At 65.3% G+C, this 15,235-nt stretch carries 11 protein-coding genes; all 11 read left to right on the top strand.

The window, feature by feature from the left end:
- The first annotated feature begins 8 nt into the window (after nucleotides 1-8).
- The gene (locus AAGA68_02585; GenBank protein MEM9383918.1) at nucleotides 9-692 is read left to right on the top strand and encodes a PP2C family serine/threonine-protein phosphatase; all 684 of its coding nucleotides are present in this window, start codon (nucleotides 9-11) and stop codon (nucleotides 690-692) included.
- Between the two features lie 33 nt (nucleotides 693-725).
- Nucleotides 726-2,471, top strand: a complete 1,746-nt coding sequence (tssA, locus tag AAGA68_02580) for a type VI secretion system protein TssA (protein ID MEM9383917.1) — start codon at nucleotides 726-728, stop codon at nucleotides 2,469-2,471.
- Nucleotides 2,472-2,512: 41 nt separating this feature from the next.
- Nucleotides 2,513-3,001: a type VI secretion system contractile sheath small subunit gene (tssB, locus tag AAGA68_02575; GenBank protein MEM9383916.1), complete on the top strand. Its 489-nt coding sequence runs from the start codon at nucleotides 2,513-2,515 to the stop codon at nucleotides 2,999-3,001.
- 99 nt (nucleotides 3,002-3,100) lie between these two features.
- Entirely contained in the window at nucleotides 3,101-4,603 is a 1,503-nt protein-coding gene (gene tssC / locus AAGA68_02570; GenBank protein ID MEM9383915.1) for a type VI secretion system contractile sheath large subunit, read from the top strand.
- A 26-nt stretch (nucleotides 4,604-4,629) separates the two neighbouring features.
- The gene (tssE, locus tag AAGA68_02565; protein MEM9383914.1) at nucleotides 4,630-5,046 is read left to right on the top strand and encodes a type VI secretion system baseplate subunit TssE; all 417 of its coding nucleotides are present in this window, start codon (nucleotides 4,630-4,632) and stop codon (nucleotides 5,044-5,046) included.
- A 2-nt stretch (nucleotides 5,047-5,048) separates the two neighbouring features.
- Nucleotides 5,049-6,821 (top strand): type VI secretion system baseplate subunit TssF, encoded by a 1,773-nt coding sequence (gene tssF, locus AAGA68_02560; GenBank protein ID MEM9383913.1) that lies wholly within the window; start codon nucleotides 5,049-5,051, stop codon nucleotides 6,819-6,821.
- Nucleotides 6,785-7,903: a type VI secretion system baseplate subunit TssG gene (gene tssG / locus AAGA68_02555; GenBank protein ID MEM9383912.1), complete on the top strand. Its 1,119-nt coding sequence runs from the start codon at nucleotides 6,785-6,787 to the stop codon at nucleotides 7,901-7,903. The genes tssF and tssG overlap by 37 nt, the downstream gene beginning before the upstream one ends.
- Nucleotides 7,897-10,590 (top strand): type VI secretion system ATPase TssH, encoded by a 2,694-nt coding sequence (gene tssH / locus AAGA68_02550; GenBank protein MEM9383911.1) that lies wholly within the window; start codon nucleotides 7,897-7,899, stop codon nucleotides 10,588-10,590. Before tssG ends, tssH begins: the two co-directional genes overlap by 7 nt.
- Nucleotides 10,590-12,239: a sigma 54-interacting transcriptional regulator gene (locus AAGA68_02545; GenBank protein MEM9383910.1), complete on the top strand. Its 1,650-nt coding sequence runs from the start codon at nucleotides 10,590-10,592 to the stop codon at nucleotides 12,237-12,239. The genes tssH and AAGA68_02545 overlap by 1 nt, the downstream gene beginning before the upstream one ends.
- A complete protein-coding gene (locus AAGA68_02540; GenBank protein MEM9383909.1) occupies nucleotides 12,239-14,527 on the top strand; it encodes a hypothetical protein in 2,289 nt (762 codons plus the stop codon). Before AAGA68_02545 ends, AAGA68_02540 begins: the two co-directional genes overlap by 1 nt.
- Before the next feature lie 40 nt (nucleotides 14,528-14,567).
- Nucleotides 14,568-15,119: a DUF4303 domain-containing protein gene (locus AAGA68_02535; protein ID MEM9383908.1), complete on the top strand. Its 552-nt coding sequence runs from the start codon at nucleotides 14,568-14,570 to the stop codon at nucleotides 15,117-15,119.
- The last annotated feature ends 116 nt before the right edge of the window (nucleotides 15,120-15,235 follow it).

Below are 15,235 nucleotides of genomic sequence, written 5' to 3'. Positions count from 1 at the left end.
GGTGCCGCGTGAGCGCACTTCGCTGGACCTCCGGCAGCACCACCCACGTGGGCAACGTGCGTGAACGCAACGAGGACGCACTACTGGAGAGCGTCGAGTTGGGCGTGTGGGCCGTGGCGGATGGTCTGGGTGGGCATGCGCGCGGCGACGAAGCCAGCCTGCTGCTAGTACAGCAGCTCGGTCAGGCACCCAGAGCATCGATGGGCCTTGATGCCCGCGTACAGGCATTGGCAGAGGCGGCCACAAAGGTGAATGAGCGCCTGCGGACCGACGTCCGAGACGCTGACGTGCGCTCTGGATCCACGCTAGTGGCTTTGGTGGTGGAGGCGGGCGGGCAGGCCGCCTGCCTGTGGGTGGGGGACAGCCGCGCCTACCTGCTGCGCGGGGGGCGGCTAGAACGGATCTCACTCGATCACGTCAGCGATGATGGCGACCGCGCGCTGACCCGGGCGATCGGTGCCGACGCAGCTCTCGAAATCGACGTTCGATCCCTGCAAATGCGGGGCGGTGACCAGGTATTGCTGTGCTCCGATGGCCTTTATTTGGAAGTAGAGGAAGCGACCATCCACGCCACCCTAGCGTCCGCCCAGTCGGCGCGGGCGGCCTCTCGTCAGCTGGTGCAGTTGGCCCGCAGCGGAGCCTGCGAGGATAACGTGTCGAGTATCGTCATTCGCTTCGAGGCGCTCGGCTGAACGCCGGCGCGAATGACTGAGGGAAGCTAAGGGATGAGCGCGACGGACCCGATTCACCAGGAGCAGCAGGCGCCCGCGTCGCCGCCCACGCCAGTCGCCGGCAGTGGCGCAGACGCCGCGACCATGCTCGACGAATGGTTGGCCACGCTGCTAGTACCCATCGAGGGGGATGAGCATGGCGTGGGGCCGGACGCGCAGGAGGACGAGGCCTTTCAGCGCATCAAGGCCCAAGTGAACTCCGCCTGGCAGGTGCGCGGGACCGATTGGGCTGCCGTGCTGACCGATAGCCGGCGCTACGTGGGGGAGACATCGAAGGACTTGCGGGTCATGGCCTGGCTCGTCTACGCGTCCCTCGCCGCCGAGGACGTGGGCGGGCTGGTGACCGGGCTGCGCCTCCTGGATGCCTTCCTGGAGCGTTTCGGCGAACACTGCCATCCCACCCGACCGCGCGGTCGGGCGACCGCGATCGCGTGGCTCGCCGAGCGCCTTGATGGGTGGTTGAAGCAGCAAGGGCTGCAGGACGTCAGCCTCGAGTTGCTGGCGTCGGCATCGGCGGCGATCGATGCGGCCGATGCGCGGCTGCAAGACCCGGCATCGGGTGTGGGCGGTGCCAGCTCCCTCGCCAAAATCGCGCGCCTCATTCGCGAGGAGCACGCGACGGGTGCGGCGCTGACGCCGCCGCCCCCCTTGAGCGCACAAACCACCCCCGCTGCAGCCAAGGCAGGGGCGCCTGCGCCCGCAGCGACCTCGACATCGATGACGAGCGCACCTAGCTTGCGCGACAGCACTCAAGCGGCGCCAGCTGGGGTGGGGAGCGAGGGAGCTCGGTCATCGCCACTCCCAGGCGCGCCCGCGTCCACTGCTCTTGAGGATGAAAGCGCATTTCGCAGCGCCACGCAGGACGGCACCAGCTACATCGTGGCCCTAGCCCGTTTCAGGCGCGCCCAGGAACCGGAAAATCCGTACGCTTATAAGCTCCTGCGCAACTGGCTCTGGGGCAGCCTAGGCGCGCAGGTGCGACCCGAGGCCTTGCCGCCGCCGAATCGGCCCCCTAACTGGCAGCAGTTAGAATCCGCCGAAGGTGCGAGCAAGGTGTTGGAAACCGCCGAGAGCATGTTACCGTCCAGTCGTTTTTGGTTGGATATCAACCGTCACGCGTGGGCGGCCCTGCGTCGCTTGGCGGCCCATGACAGTGCGGCGGCGGTGGTGAGCGAGCTTCGCACCTTCCTGCAACGCTACCCGCAGCTGGTGGAAGCGAGCTTCCGCGGGGGGATGGCGCTCGCCGACGCAGAGACGCGCGCGTGGATCGCAGATCGTGTACTCGTGGATCCGGGCGAGGCAAGCCTCACCACGCTGGCCGGAGGCGTCGACGACGCCACTAGCAAGCTGCTGGCTACCGCCCGCGAGCGCGCGGCCGAGGGGGAGGTGACGGAAGCCCTCGGCTTACTCGAGGCTGCTCTCGCTGCCGCGTCCACGGCGACGGCGCGCTTCGAACTGCGCAGCGAACTCGCCAGCCTGCTGCTCGACGCGGCCGCGCCGGAAGTCGCGCTCGCGCAGCTCGAGGCGCTGGAGTCGCAGATTGCTGCGCATGCGCTGGAGGAGTGGGAACCTCAGCGGGCCCTCGCCGTGGCGATGTTGGGACGGCGCTTGGCGCGCCAGTCCTTCGAAGACGAGTTGCTGCGCGAGCGTGCACGCGCGGTGGTGCATCAGGCCGAGGCACGCATCGCGCGCTGCGCGCCGTCCTGGGCGCTACAGAACAGACTAACGACCGACAACTGAAGCCGTGCTGCAGCGGCGCTTGACCTTAGGGGATTCAAGGAATGTCCAGCAACAAGCCTACCGTCGCTCCCCGCGAGCGCATCAACATCACCTTCAAGCCAGACGGCGATGGCATGGAGGAGAAGGAGCTCCCGATGAAGGTGCTCGCCATCGGCGACTATACCTTACGGGACGACGATACGCCCCTTGAGGATCGCGCACCGATCAGTATCGATAAGCAGAATTTCAACGAGGTGCTCGCCGAGCAGAAGCTGTCGCTCACTTTGTCTGTGGAAGACAAGCTGAGTGGCGAGGAAGACGGGGCGTTTCCAGTCGAGCTGAGTTTTGACTCGATGAAGGACTTTCGGCCAGAGAGCCTGGTCAACGCCGTGCCGGAGCTGGCCAAGCTTGTGGAGCTGCGCGACGCACTCTTGGCGCTAAAAGGCCCATTGGGTAACGTCCCGGATTTCCGCAAGCGTATGCAGGAGATGATGAAGAGCGATGAGCAGCGCAAGGCCGTGCTAGACGCCTTGGGCCTCTCCGACGACTAGCGTCAGCGCTCATGCGGCCGCAGATCGCCGGCCGCACCGTGGAGTGATTTACTGCGGCGACCGAAGCAACGATCGGCGCGAAGACCAAGTTTGGGGGTCATGAAGATGGCAGACGAGCAAGCCGAGAATCAGGGTGCAACCTTGGAGGCGAGCGACAGCGATTCGCTATTGGATTCTATCGCCGACGCGACCGGTATCGGTGCCGGCTCGGAGGGGTACGAGAAGGCCAAGCGCGGCATCGGGGAGCTAGTGCGCATCCTGGTGCAGGAGGAGCGCACGGAGGAGCGCGTCCAGGGCGGACTCATCGATACCCTCATCGGCGAGATCGATCGCAAGATCGGTGCGCAGCTCGATGCGGTGCTCCACCACGAGGACTTCCAGAAGCTCGAGTCGGCCTGGCGCGGTCTCGAGTATCTGGTCAAGCATACGGACTTCCGCGAGAACTGTCGGGTGGAGATGCTGAACGTCTCGCGCCAGGATCTCGCCGACGACTTCGCCGACGCACCGGATATCACGATGTCAGGTCTCTACAAAACCGTGTACAGCGCTGAGTACGGCGTGTTCGGTGGCGAGGCCTACGGTGCGGTGGTTGGCAACTACGCCTTCGGGCCGTCGAACCCCGATATCAACCTTCTGCGCGACATCGCGAGCGTCTCCGCGATGGCGCATGCGCCCTTTATCGGCTCCGCCGACACCACGTTCTTCCCCAACATGGACGGCGACTTCCAGAAGCTGCCGAACCTGAAAGATCTCGACAGCATCTTCGAGGGCCCGCAGTACGCGCGCTGGCGCGGTTTCCGCGAGTCTGAGGATGCTCGCTACGTCGGATTGACCATGCCGCGCTTCCTGCTCCGAGCGCCCTATCACCCGGAGGACAACCCGGTGAAGGATCTGCACTACGAGGAGCAGCTCGATGGCGAACACGACAACTACCTGTGGGGCAACAGCGCCGTGCTGTTCGCTTCCCGCCTGATGGAGAGCTTTGCGACCTACCGCTGGTGCGCCAACATCGTCGGGCCGGAGGGCGGTGGGGCGGTCGTCGATCTGCCCACCCACAGCTACGAGGCGATGGGGCAGATCGAGAGCAAGATCCCGACGGAAGCGCTGCTCACAGATCGGCGTGAGTTCGAGCTCTCCGAGCAGGGCTTCATCCCCCTCGTTATTCGGAAGGGCAGCGATAATGCGGCCTTCTTTTCAGCCAACTCCGTGCAGCGTCCGAAGCGCTTCCCGAACACGGCAGAGGGCAGGGTGGCGCAGGCGAACTTCAAGCTCGGCACCAAGTTCCCCTATATGTTCCTGATCAACCGCCTGGCGCACTACGTGAAGGTGATGCAGCGCGAGAAGATCGGCGCAGGCGTCAGCCGTGAGGAATTGCAGCGCCAGCTGCGCGATTGGATCGCTCAGTACGTATCCGATCAGGAGAACCCGCCGGCCGGCATCATGGCTCGCTACCCCCTGCGCCAGGCCGACATCACGGTCGAGGACATCGACGGCGATCCCGGTTGGTACAAGGTGAGCATCAACGTTAGCCCGCACTTCAAGTACGAAGGCGGCGACTTCGAGCTCTCCCTGGTCGCGCGTGAGAAGGCAGGGTCGGACTAGCGAGTTCATCGCTGGACCGACAACCCATGGGGAATCGCGCGCTTCTATCGCGCATCGACAGCGCGTCGGATGGCGAGCCCATCCGGCGCCACGCGTCGGCGTCGCAGATCGCCAACTGTGTGGTGCAGAACCTGAGCCAGCTGATGCAGATGCGCCAGGGCAAGGCACAGTCCGCACCGGCGTGTGGCTTGCCTGATTTCTCCGACTGGTTCCTCACCTACAGCAATCCCGGGCCGCGCCTGTGTGCGGCGATCGAGCAGATGGTGCGAGATTTCGAACCCCGCCTGCGCGCCGTGAGCGTGAGCGAACTCGAGGAGCGTGAGCCCGGTGAGCTGCGCTTCGAAATCCGCGCCCAGCTGGTGCTCGGAGACGGTCAGCTGCAGCCCTTTCGGGCCCACTCGCTGATGCGGCGCGCCGACTACTTCACCGTCGTGTCGGTGTGATCGTGAGCCGACGCGACCACTTCCGCGAGGAGCTTCAGCGCCTGAACGAACTGCGCGAGCAGGCGGCGGCGGAGCACTGGGATCTCGCTCGTTTCTTGAAACCGGAGTCGACGGACCCGGACGTCGAGCGCCTATTCGAGGGGTTCGCCTTTCTCACCGGTCGGGTGCAAGAGCGTCTCGACGATGAGTTTCCTGAGCTCCTGCACACGCTGCTCGGCCTGTGGTGGCCGCACTACCTGCGCCCCCTGCCCGCGATGGCCGTGTTGCAGTTCGAGCCGGTGGCCAACGCCTACCAGGAGACGCAAACGGTGCGCACCGGCGTGCAGGTGCAGTCGCGGCCGGTAAACGGCCATCGCTGCCGCTTCCGCACGACCTCTCCACTAGCGCTGCACCCGTGGTCCTTGCGCGAAGTGCGGGTGGAACCCCGCGCGGGGCGCGAGCAGGTGACGTTGGACTTCTCCCTATGGCCAGGGGCGCGCTTTGATGAGAGCGGCGATGGCCTGGTGCTCTATCTGGGGGCACCGCTGCCCGAAGATCTCGGGGACGCCTGCGATCTGTACTGGCTGCTGCGTGAACACGTGGAGGCTGGCGAGCTCACCTGCCTCGATGAGCAGGGCGAGGTGGTCGCTCGGTGCCCCCTCGGCGCGGATCCGTTGCTGAGCACGGGCCAGGCGGCAGCCGTAAGTCCGCCCGCTGGCGCCGAGGAGCCTGCGGCGGGCTATCTCGCTTTGCAGGAGGCCTTCTGCTTCCCCGCTGGGCGCCTGTTCCTGCGCTTGCGCAACTGGGCCAAGGCGGCTGACTTCCTGAACCGCGAGGGCCAGCCGCGGGTGCGCCTGCAGTTCTCCCTTGCGCGGCCCTACGCGGGCGGGGCGGCCGCGCACACGATGGTGCACATCAATTGCGTCTCGATCACGAACCTCTACGAGGCCAGCGCGCGGCCCATCGTGGTCGACGGTGAACGGTTCGATTATCCCCTCGAGCTGAAGCAGGCCGGCGAGAGCGGCGTGCGAGAGCTGTACGAGGTCGACGCGGCCCAGGCCCTGGTGGAGGGCGAGGCGGAACCGCGACGGCTCGTGCGCTTCGACTCCTTCGATGCGCTGGCGAGCGGCGCGAACCACGATTGGTACCAGCTCCGCTTTACTCGTGTCGGGGGCATGCAGCCAGGCAGCGCGCGCCTGCAGTTCGGTTTCGAAGATGACCCGCTAGGGAAACCACGCACCGTGTCAGTGGACGTGACCTGTAGCGACGGCGACCTATGCGAAGCGATAGGTCGCGGGGAAATCAACGTGGCCACCAGCACGTCACCGGAATTCGCCACCTTCCGCAATCTCACCCGCCCCACCCGCTACCTGCGCCCCCATCTCGACGACCGCCTGCTGTGGGATCTCGTGGCGAGCATGGCGAGCAGCTTCGACACCTTGCTCGACACGAAGGCCCTGCGCAGCGTGCTCAAGCGCTTCGATTTTCTCGGCCGGGTAGACGCCAGGGAAGGCCGTCGCGTAGATACCCTCCTCTCAGGTTTGGAGGTCACGAGGACCGGCCCTGCCAACCGCTTGTTCAAAGGCCATCTGGTGCGCGGCCACGCCACCGAGATCACTCTGTCATCGCGCGCCTTCGAGAGCACGGGCGCCATGTACGTGTTCGGCTGTGCACTCGAGCGCTTCATGGCGGCCTTCGCTACCGTGAACATGTTCCACGAGCTGACCGTCGTCGATCGCGACAGTCGCGAGGAGTTTCGATGGACGCCCACGACGGGTCCACGCTCGAGCTTCTGAGCGAGCGCCTCGCGCGCGAGCCGCACCGCTTCGGGTTCTTTCAGGCCCTGGGCTTGCTGGAGCGAGCGTTGGCGAGCACCTCGGGCGTGGACCTGGCGACGACTGCTGCCTTCGATCGCTATGTGCGGGTGCGGCCGAGCCGCTCCCTGGCCGTGCCGGCCTCGGACGTGGTGGCGTGCAAGGCAGAACTCGTCGACGTGGATGAGCCGCCGCGCCACACTTTCACGGTCACTTTCCTCGGCCTCTACGGCGTGGACTCGCCCCTGCCGGACTACTACCTCGATCGAATCGCCCAGGATGAGGACGAGGAAAGCGCCCGCCGACGCTTTCTCGACGTGTTCCACCAGCGCCTGTACCGCCTGCTCTACGACGGTTTCAAGAAGTATCGCTACCCGCTGCACCTGCGCGCCGACGGCAGCGATCCGATCTCGCACCGCCTATTGGCCTTGATCGGCGTAGGGGCGCAGGCGCGGCCGCGGCAGCGGGTGAGCACTGCATCGTTTGGCGTCTCGCCAAGCGCCGAGCCGACCGGGACCGCCCCGACGACTGGCGATCGTGAGCCGCCGCCGATGCCTTCCCACACGCTCGGGCTCTTGGCGTTCATGGAGTCGACGGCCCGAGGCGAATGCTCACAGGCGGTGCTGGCGCAGATTCTCCGCGCCGCCCTGGGAGTTCGCGTGGCGATAGAACACTACGTCTTTCGCTGGGAGTCCATCCCTGAGCAGCAGCGCCTACGCGTGGGTCGGCGCGGGTGCCGTCTCGGCGTCGACGCCACCCTCGGCGCGCGCGTGGGGACGCGCGACACGTGCTTCGCTATCGAGGTGAAGGACGTGGATCAGTCGCAGTTCGAAAGCCTGCTGCCGGGCGGCTGGCGCTACCAGCGCATCGGCGAGCTCGTGCGGATGCTGCTGCGGCGCCCGTTGAGCTGGGAGCTGCGCCTCCACGTAAACCCCGAGGCAAACAAGGCAGCCACGCTCGGCGGCGGATCCGGTGCCCAGCTTGGACGATGGTCCTGGTTACAAGCAAATCCAGTAGGTCAAGTGCAGAGCACGATCGCCGTGCAGGGAGATGCCACGTGCTAGAGATTTCCTTGAAGCCGCTCATCGGTCGCCTGTCGACGCACTGCCGAGACGCCCTCGGGCGCGCCGCCTCGGCGTGCATCGAGCGCGGCGACTACGAGATCGGCGTCGAACACCTGCTGTTGGAACTCATGGCAGAGCCCCATCACGACGTACAGGTGATCCTGCGCCACCACGACATCGACCCCGCGCCGGTGCTGCGCAGCCTCCATCAGCAGATCGAGCAGCGCGGCGGCGGTCACCGCGATCGGCCCGTCTACTCCAGTGCCCTCATCGATTGGGTGCGTTCGGCGTGGCTGATGGCATCGGTGGAATTCGATCAGCTTGACATTCGCTCCGGCATCGCGGTTCTCACTTTGCTCGGGGATCGGTCCCTGCGCGCCCAGGTGGATGCGTCAGAGCTGCTGAGTGACATCGACCCGGCGCGCTTGCGCAAAGACTTGGCGAAGGTGCTGTCGACGAGCCGTGAGCCCGCTGGGCCACGCCGTGACGGAGACCTCGCTACGGGCGAGGGCGGCGACGGTGCGGCACCTGCTGCGCCCGCCCTCGCTAACGCCACCGAGGAACTGCTCGAGCGCTTCACCACGGACCTGACGGCGCAGGCCAGGGCTGGCGATATCGATCCGATTTTCTGCCGAGACGATGAGATCCGTCAGGTGATCGACGTGCTCTCCCGTCGGCGCAAGAACAACCCTCTCGCCGTCGGCGATGCCGGCGTCGGCAAGACCGCCTTGGTCGAGGGACTGGCCCTGCGCATCGCTGCCGGTGAAGTGCCCCCACCCCTCGCTGACATTCGCCTCCTCGCCCTCGACCTACAGGGCATGCAGGCGGGAGCCAGCGTGCGCGGTGAGTTCGAGAAGCGCCTAAAGGGTGTGATCGACGGCGTGCGCGAGAGTGGTCAGTCCATCGTCCTGTTCATCGATGAGGTGCACACGCTGATCGGCGCCGGCGGCGCTGCAGGCACCGGCGATGCGGCCAACATCCTAAAGCCCGCCCTTGCCCGCGGTGAGCTGCGCACGATCGCCGCCACCACGTGGACCGAGTACAAGAAGTACATCGAGAAGGACAGCGCCCTCGCCCGGCGCTTCCACACGATCAAGCTGGGCGAACCGTCGCCGGAACAGGCGACGACGATCATGCGCGGCCTGCGCGAGCGCTACGAACAGGCGCACGGCGTGTACCTGCGCGACGATGCGGTGGTCGCGGCCGCACAGATGTCCGCGCGCTACATCGCCGGGCGGTTGCTGCCGGACAAGGCCGTCGACGTGCTGGACACGGCCTGTGCACGCGTGCGTCTCAGTCAAGCGATGCGCCCGGCTGCCTTGGAGCGGGTGGAATCGCGCCTCGCCGAGCTGCACCGCGAGCGCGGGGCGATCTCGCGAGACCTTGTCGTCGAGCCTGCGTACACGGACCAGGTGAGCGAACTAGACGCCACGATCGACGGTCTGCTCAGCGAGCAGGCATCGCTCACGGCGCGCTGGGAGCGCGAGCGCGACCTGTGCGAGCGGGTGATGACCCTGCGCGCGGCGGTGGCGCCGAGCGATGACAGTGTGACGGCGGCAGAGCGTAGTACGACTGCCACCGAGGCGCCGCCGAGCGAGGAGGTGCCACCCAGCGAAGCACTCAGCTCGCTTCTCAGCGAGCTGGAGGCGTTGCAGGCGGGCGATCCGCTCGTGGCTCACGAGGCCAGCCCAGACGTCGTCGCTCAGGTCATTGCCGACTGGACCGGTATCCCCCTCGGCAAGATGGTGCGGGACGAGGCGCAAACGGTGCTCGGCCTGCGCGATCAGCTCGAAGGTCGCATCCGCGGCCAGGGCACTGCGCTAGAGAGCATCTCGCAGCAGCTGCGAGCGGCGAAGGCGGGGCTTTCTGATCCGTCCTCGCCCCTCGGTGTATTCCTCCTCGTCGGGCCCAGCGGCGTCGGCAAGACGGAGACCGCCTACGGCCTCGCAGACCTCATGTTTGGCGGCGAGCGATTCCTCACCACCGTGAACATGTCCGAGTTCATGGAGCGACACGCCGTGTCGCGCCTGATCGGCTCGCCGCCGGGCTACGTCGATTCGGACAAGGGCGGTGTGCTCACGGAGGCGGTTCGTCAACGGCCCTATTCGGTGGTGCTCCTCGACGAGGTGGAGAAGGCCCATCGCGATGTGATGAACCTGTTCTACCAGGTCTTCGATCGCGGCGAACTCGCCGACGGCCAGGGCGTGCCCATCAACTTCCGCAACACGCTGATCCTGATGACCAGCAACCTCGGCTCGGACGACATCATCGAGGCGTGGCGGCGGAACCCCGAAATCGATGGCGAGGGCCTCGCCCAGCTGATCCGGCCGACGCTTCTCGGTCACTTCCCACCCGCGCTGCTGGCGCGTATGACGGTGGTGCCGTACCTGCCGCTGGCGGACGAGGTGGTGCGCGATATCGTCGGCTTGAAGCTCGACACACTGGCTGAGCGCCTGGCCACCGCCCAGCGCATCGAGGTTTTCTACGACGATGCCGTGGTCGAGCAGATCGCCGGTCGCTGCCTGCAGGTGGATGCGGGCGCGCGTATGATCGACCTGGTGATCAACGGGTCGTTGGTGCCGACGATCTCCGCGGAGGTGCTGGGTCGCCTCGGCGGCGATGAACCATTTGACGCCCTGCGTATCGGCACCGATGCCGACGGCGCCTTTACCTATCAGTTCAGCTGATGGCTGCGCGCGCGAAAACGCACCGACCTACAGGGCGTTCCGCACCGCTGCCTGGGCAGCTGCTAAGTGTGCTGGCGGCGATTGCCACGGAGCGCAAGCTCGATTCGCTGCTCGAACGCATGTTGATGGCGGCGATCGACTTAACTCACGCGCGGTCTGGGCGACTGTACGTGCTCGATCCGACGGGACGGCAGTTGCTTTGCCAAGCTGCCTCCTGTGCCGAGGGGGCTACGCAAGGACTCGCCGGGCCGGTAGAGCTGTACAGCGAAGGGCGACCTGATCACCGGCGTGCTGAAGCGTTCTGCGCTTTCTCCGGTGACATCGTACAGATCGCCGACGTGAGCACGGACACGGCCTTTGATCATGCCCACTCTGCCGATGGCGCGACGCCCTCGTCCTTGCTGCTCGTCCCCTTGAGTCTGCCTGATGAGGTCAGCGTCGGAGTGCTCGAGCTTCGCGGGGTCGACGAGCTGGCGCGGCCCCGTGGCATTAGCCGCTCTCGCAGCGGGCCCACGGAGCGAGAGCAGCTATTGCGTGGATTCGCCTCCCTAGCAGCTGTGGCGATCAACAACGCCCGCCTTCTAGATGAGAACCAGCGACTCGTCACCGTGCTGGATGAAGCGAATCGTGTGCTGGAGCGCGAGAATCGCCAGCTGCGTGAACGCGTTCACGGGCGTTGCGACTTCACTACGATCATCGGCGATTCGCCACCGATGCAGACGTTATTCGCCCTGATGGAGAAGGCGGCCGCCAGCGATGTGACCGTGCTAGTTGAAGGAGAGACCGGAGCTGGCAAGGAGCTGGTGGCGTGGGCGCTGCACGAGAACAGCGCCCGTCGCGACCATCGTCTGGTGGCTCAAAACTGTGCTGCCTTGCCCGAGGCCTTGCTCGAGAGCGAGCTGTTCGGCTATGAGCGCGGGGCGTTTACGGGCGCTACGGAGTCGCGCGAGGGGCTGCTGCGGGCGGCTCATCGCGGCACGCTGTTTCTCGACGAGATCGGCGATCTGCCGTTGGCTTTGCAGGCGAAGCTGCTTCGCGTGTTGGAAGATGGGGAGGTGCGACCCCTCGGGAGTTCGAAGAGCCGTCGCGTGGATCTGCGATTGGTGGCAGCTACCCATCATGACCTCCAGGCCAAGGTGGAGGATGGGAGTTTTCGTCGCGATCTCTACTTCCGACTGAATGTGTTTCCGCTGACCGTGCCCCCCTTGCGTGAGCGACGCGAGGACATTCCGGCGCTAGTGCAGCACTTCCTGGCAGCGTTTGCAGACGTGCATGGGAAGCCCGTGAGTGGGATTACGCCCGCGGCGATGGATCTGCTGCTACGTCACGACTTTCCGGGCAACGTACGCGAGTTGCGCAACGTAGTAGAGCGGGCGGTTGTGTTGGTGGAGCCACGTGGTGCTGTCTGCGAGGCGGAGTTACCGGCGGATTGGCAGCAGCAGCGTTGGGTCGGGTTCACGCCGCTGGCGCAGGAGACAGCCCCTCCCGCATCCCTGCGAGAGGCTATGGAGCGACACGAACGGGACGTGATCGAGCAGGCGTTAGCCGCCCATGACGGGAACCGTACGCGAACTGCACAAGCGCTCGGGATCTCACGGCGTTCGCTGCAGATGAAGCTGGTGAAGTTGGACTTGGCTGAGGAAGTCTGATGTCTGACGAGAGCGTTTTGGCGGGGCAGCGGTCCTGGAGAGCGCTGCTCCAGCCGACAGAGAGCTTCGATTCGCTAGTCTGGCTGCGCGATGCGGGCATCCGGGCACTCGACGGGGTGCCTGCCTTCGCCGCTGGGCTCGCCGAAGGGTTGTGGCAGGCCGGCCGCGATGAGCGAGTCCTGCGTTTGCTCACGCGAGAGTTCGTGCTCGCGGACGTGTACGAACGGCCTAGCTTATGGATTCGAGCAGTGCCGTTCGAACCGAATGCGGGTGCCGCGGTGCTGGCATGTACCGAAGCGGATGATTCGGCGCACCGCTTGCGATCTGCCCAGGCCTTCAGCCTCGCCCTACTGCACACCGTCTGGCAGGTTTTACAGTTCCCCCCGGTGCGATCGCTTGCAGCCTTGAACGCCGAGCAGCGCCGGCGCTGGGAGCGCTACGTGATGCGTCACCAACGCAGCGATCCGTCGGCGCGCTACATCGCTGGGACTGACTTTGCCGGACCCTTGTCCGGGCTGCTCGGCGACGATGCGCTCGTCGGACTAAGGCGCCTCGCGGTCGATTGGCCGACCTTGCGCCGGGCCCTGGAAGCGCTTCAGTGGACCGGTCTCAATGCTGCCGCTGCCGGCATCTGGCAAGGAGGAGCCGGCGCCCGCGGCGTGCAGGTAGAGATCGCAAGCGAATCGGAGCCTCTGGTTGGGGAAGAGCCTCAGCACTGGATTGAGCTTCAGTACCTGCATCACGACGGCTCCGGGGTGGCTGGGGCCCGCTACGTGGTGACGGCGGACGGCTACCGTGCAGAGGGTGCACTCGACGCTGCTGGCACTGTCCACTTGGCCGGCGTGCCTGCGTCGGTGAGCCAGTTCGAGTACGAGTTCAGAGACGATCCCGGTGAGTACCAACCGCAACCGCCGAGCGCCGATACCTCCGAAGCGACAACGCCTCTCGAAGATGCTCTGGACTGGCTTTGGGGCCTGATCCAAGGCGACTTCAACGAGGAACAGTCGATCAGCCAGATGGCGGTGAATGCGCTCATTGGCCTGATACCGATCGCCGACCAGGTCTTGGACGTGCGCGATCTGATAGCGGGTATCAAGCATCTAGTGGATTTCTATGGCGATGAGACCGGTGAGGCGGCGAAAGCGCCCGAGATGCTTGGCTTGTCTCGTGAAACATGGCTATGGCTTGGCTTGTTCCTTATCGCAGTTGGGTGCATACCGACGGTAGGTTCTGCGGTGAAGGGTGTGCTGAAGATGCTGATAAGGGCGCTTCAGGACGCTGGCGCGGCCGCAGGCAAGCTCAGTGCGAAGCAGCTGGCGCAGATCTGGGCGCAGCTGATGGCAGTGCTCAACAAGCTCGGTGTGAAGCAGGGGAATGCGCACCGCTGGTTGAAGACCATGCGAGGTGATCTGCCGAAGCACATGGACGCCGCAGCGGAACAGGTACGCGGTGCGGTAGGCGTGCTCCAGGAGATGTTGTCGTCGATCGAAGGTTTGGTGCGGCGCCTGGACCTCGGAAGTGAGCGAGCGAAGCAGGCTTTGGTAGCGATCGCCACAGTTAGGAAGTCCATCGGTCGTCTGCTCGCCAAGCTGGAGACGCAAAAGCGCTTGATGAGTGACTGGTTGGCTGCTCAGCTCGATCTTGTGATCGAAGCCGCCGGGGGAGCTCCGAGAGCGGGTCGAGTGGACACACCGCCGGCCGGGGGCTCCAACAGGTTGGTTCAAGAGGCTCGAGCGCCGGGCGAGCCGGCCGCCGTTGGGACGCGCACTGGGGATAGCGCTCAGCCTGGACCAGGCAAGCTCGATGAGGCGGTCGAAGCGGGTAGTGATTTCGCCAAGTACATCGATGAGTTCGCGACCCTGGATCGGAAGGACTTCCGCGCCTGGAAGCAGGCACTTGGCGATCAAGGGCTGAGCGAAGAGCAGATCTCCGACATCGTGTACGCGGGGTCCCTGAGGCGCGGCGACAACCTATGGGGAGACAACTGGAAGAAGTACTTGGAGGAGATCTCGGCGACCACTTACCCTGGACCGCCAAGCCATGCGCATCATCTCGTTGAGAAGGTGGGGCGGGGTGAATTCAGCGCGAGGAGCCGCGAGATACTCGCGGAGGTTGGCATTGATCCGCTGCTTGCTCGCGAGAACCTGACTTGGGCGCCGAACGTCGCGGGACAACACGGCACAGGGCCGCAACGAGAACTGATGACGCGGCTAGAGGCGGTACGAGGAGACAGACGGTCTATAATCAAGGTGCTCGAGGATTGGGCCGTAGTCTCCAAGGCAAGGTAGCACTCGGCTCGTCAGGACCGCTCTCGCATGGTGATCGGAGATGACCACTCTCGACTCATTGGAAACTGAAGTACAACGGCTGCTCGAGCTGGGTTTGAGGTGCGCAATAGGCGAGCTGAACGCTCAGTATTCCGGTGCTGCAGTGTACGCCGTTGCGGTGTTCTGCGCCTCGGGGTACAGCAGCTTCGCACTTGCTGCTAACACACGTGATTGGCTTGAGGACAAGCTGCAGCAGGAGGGAGGCGCGTCGCAGTCGGCCCGAGACTATTGTGAGCTGCATGTATCCCAGTGGAAGGAGCTGAATTTCGCCTACCGCGCGTTTTCGGAGCTGAATGAGCGTCTTGATGATCTGCTCGACGATATGTACGACGCCGCCCTGAGCGATGATCAGATTTCCGAGCTCTTTACGCGAGCTGTTGTCCGCGCGATCAAAGCCGCAGATCTAGGTGGCCTGGTCGCCACTACTTGCGACGGTCCCCTGTTGCTCGGCTTGCAATTCGCCGATCCATCGGAACGTGAGTGGAAGGCAGCGCTGGACGTCTCACGCGACGTCAACTCGGATGACTGGCACACCCGACTTCGCAGTCTTTGAGCGTCGTGCTGCGCCGGTCGGTCCTAGGCGGTTCGGGCGCCCAAGACCCAACCCGTAGCGTGCCTGCTGCCCTAGGTCGCACGGCGCGGTGCTGATCCCATTGGCGTCCTGCGCGA

This window comes from Pseudomonadota bacterium, assembly GCA_039193195.1.
Lineage (GTDB): Bacteria > Pseudomonadota > Gammaproteobacteria > Steroidobacterales > JBCBZW01 > JBCBZW01.
The sequence above is the reverse complement of the archived record's forward strand: the minus strand, read 5'-3'. Positions and strand labels throughout refer to the sequence as shown.